Raw genomic sequence first — 2561 nt, forward strand, 5'->3', positions numbered from 1 at the left:
CAAGACGCCGATGCGCACCTTCCTTGACGCGGCCCCGATCGCGAGGGAAAAAATGATCGCCGCCCGATCGGAGGCTGACAGGCGGAACATGACCGACATCCGGACACCAGATGTCCGATCAAGTCTAAACTTACATACCATAGGCGACATCATGGCGGCGTCGCGAATTGGCCCAGCTGGCGTTGCGCTCCTCGTCACCCGAGGCCAACTCGGCGATCTGGGTACGCCGTTCGGGTCCGCCGCGCGCGCCACGGCTGATGTTGTCCGGGAACCGGACCTCATGGAACGCCATCAATGTTCTCCGTGGTTCGTGCTCTGGCCCCCGCAACCGGTTTCCACTTGCGGGGTCGCACTCACATGCCCCTCCGCCCCAGCGAGACCGCGCGAGCAATGTCCGTCGCGACCTGTATGCGGGACTGCCGGAAGCTCTCGGCATCACGGGCCATGATGGTGACGTTGATCCCGCCGCCCGTGCCGTAGCTCTGCGCCTCTCGCCGGGAGAGCACACGCTCGCCGCGCTGCAGGATCGCAGGCACCTCATCATGGCGAAGCCCGGCCACGCCGCCGCTATGCATGCGAGGCGCGGCGGCGAAGGCCATGGCCGGGACCACGCGCGAGGGACCTGCGGAGCCGACCATGCCGCCCGCGTGCAGGATGTTGGCGAAGATGCAGCCCGCGCCGCCAAGCGCGCTCGAGAGCGCGTTGGCGATGGGGCCGAGGATGAACCGCCGCGCCGCCAGTTTCGCCAGGTCCGCGATGAGCGAAGTCACCAGATCGCGGAAGTTCAGCTTGCCGGTCTTCACGAACTCCCCCGACCGCGTCCTCGGCCGACTGGAAGGCGCTGACGAAGCTCTGGCCGATATCGCCGCCGATCTCTCGTGCCCGTCTGGCATAGTCCGAGAGCGCCGCCGTCACGGCCTGCCAGCCGGTCAGCGCACGCTCCGCCCCTTCGCCAGCGGCGGTTCCGGGATCGCGGGCCGCGCCACCTGCGCCGTTGGCTGCGGCTGCGGTGTCGTCGAGCCCGGCCGCCAGTACATCGGCGGAGGTCGCAGCATCTGTCAGCGCGGTCTCGGCCTCCGTGCCGGACCCGGTCACGGCATCCTTCAGAGCCTGCCAGGCAGCAAGCGGCCGGGTCGCGGCATCGGTCAGCATGCCCGCGGCCTCGCGATAGGCATCGGCCCGGGCACGCGCGTCATCGGCCATGGCGCGGAGACCGAGATCGGGCGGTGCGATATAGGTTCAGGCAAGCGCCGAAAACGCGTCGGCCGCTGCCGTACCAGCCGCCGTTGCCGCGCCTTCAAAGGGATTGTCGATCCGGCTCAGGTCCACCGCGTCGAGCGTGCCGATCCGCACGCCGCCTTCGCCGGTGCCCCATTCGGGCAGCAGGGCCAGCGCGGCGTTCAGCGTCTCGATGAAGCTGTTGATGCGGGTGACGACGCCGTTCAGCATCGCCGCGACCCCGCCGATCAGACCGTTCGCAGCCTGGTAGGCGAAATCGCCGATGGCCCCCGGCAGGCTGCCCCAGATCGCCACCGCGCCGTCATAGGCTCCCTGGAAAATCGCGACGGTGCGGTCCCCGAAACCGACGACGCCCGCGACGGTGCCGTCGAGCGCCGAGAGCGCGGCGGCCTTCAGCCCCTCCCATCCGGCCGCCATGCGGGCCAGTGCGGCGTCGAGCGCGAGCCCAGCCCGCGACCAGACCTCGGCGGCCAGATCGGAGAGCAGCCGGAAGGCTTCGCCGACCCCGCCCACGCGGGCGACGATTTGGGAAAGCTGATAGATCAGCTCGCCGACACCGACGATCAGCGCCCCGATGCCGGTGCGGATCAGCGCGCCGCGCAGGACGATCAGCGTCGTGGCGAGACCACGGAAGGAGAGCGCGGCGGCGGCCATGCCAGCCCGGCGATCCAGCGGCCCGCGAGGAAAGTCGCGAAGGTCACGGCATAGGTGGTTAGGCGGCCGATACTGTCGAAAAGGCTACGAATGGCGATGCCGAGCGGCCGGTGCGGCTGTCGATGGCCGCCATGGCGTTGGCGTACCCGGCCGATGCCAGTGCTGCCTCTAGATCCCGGTGATAACGTCCGGTCGCCTCATAAACGACGCGGAGCGGTTTTCGTCCGAGCCATTTCCGCATGGCCTTGAGCCCGGCCGCGTCATTGCCGAAGCGGGCCCGCTTGCCGTCCGAGAGACGGTAGATGTCGAGTGTGGTCTTCGAGATATCGATCCCGATGATCGTACATGGTCTCTTCGCCTCCTGGCCTTGTCGGGGCAAGGACGCGAGGTCTTCCCCATGTATCCGTTCAGGACATTCGAAAAGGCGGGGGCGATCACACTACTGATCGGCCCGATCTGACCATCTCCACAACGATCCGTCCCCCGCCGCTATCCCGCATACTTGGGGTGCCGGACAGTGGCTCCCGTATCGCACGAGAACCGCGGCCTTTCTTAGGCGGCAAACCCATAAATCTGGTTGGCGTTTTGCTGTGTGGCTGATTCAAGGCTCGAAACTGAGGGAGCCCTGAATGACACGTCGCCGGTACGAACTGACCGACCATGAATGG

The 2561-nt window shown here is 67.6% G+C and carries 1 protein-coding gene and 2 pseudogenes; all 3 read right to left on the minus strand.

All coding sequences use genetic code 11. The features are described from left to right. Window positions 1-133: 133 nt before the first annotated feature. A pseudogene (locus tag ACLJK8_RS22420) lies at window positions 134-292 on the minus strand (DUF2460 domain-containing protein); the annotation flags it as partial. Window positions 293-353: 61 nt separating this feature from the next. Further along, window positions 354-2000, minus strand: a pseudogene (locus ACLJK8_RS22425) (phage tail tape measure C-terminal domain-containing protein); the annotation flags it as partial. Further along, the gene (locus tag ACLJK8_RS22430) at window positions 1952-2272 is read right to left on the minus strand and encodes a hypothetical protein (protein ID WP_413152637.1); all 321 of its coding nucleotides are present in this window, start codon (window positions 2270-2272) and stop codon (window positions 1952-1954) included. The pseudogene ACLJK8_RS22425 and the gene ACLJK8_RS22430, both read right to left, overlap by 49 nt. Window positions 2273-2561 lie beyond the last annotated feature (289 nt).

Source organism: Amaricoccus sp. W119 (genome assembly GCF_047275745.1).
Lineage (GTDB): Bacteria > Pseudomonadota > Alphaproteobacteria > Rhodobacterales > Rhodobacteraceae > Amaricoccus.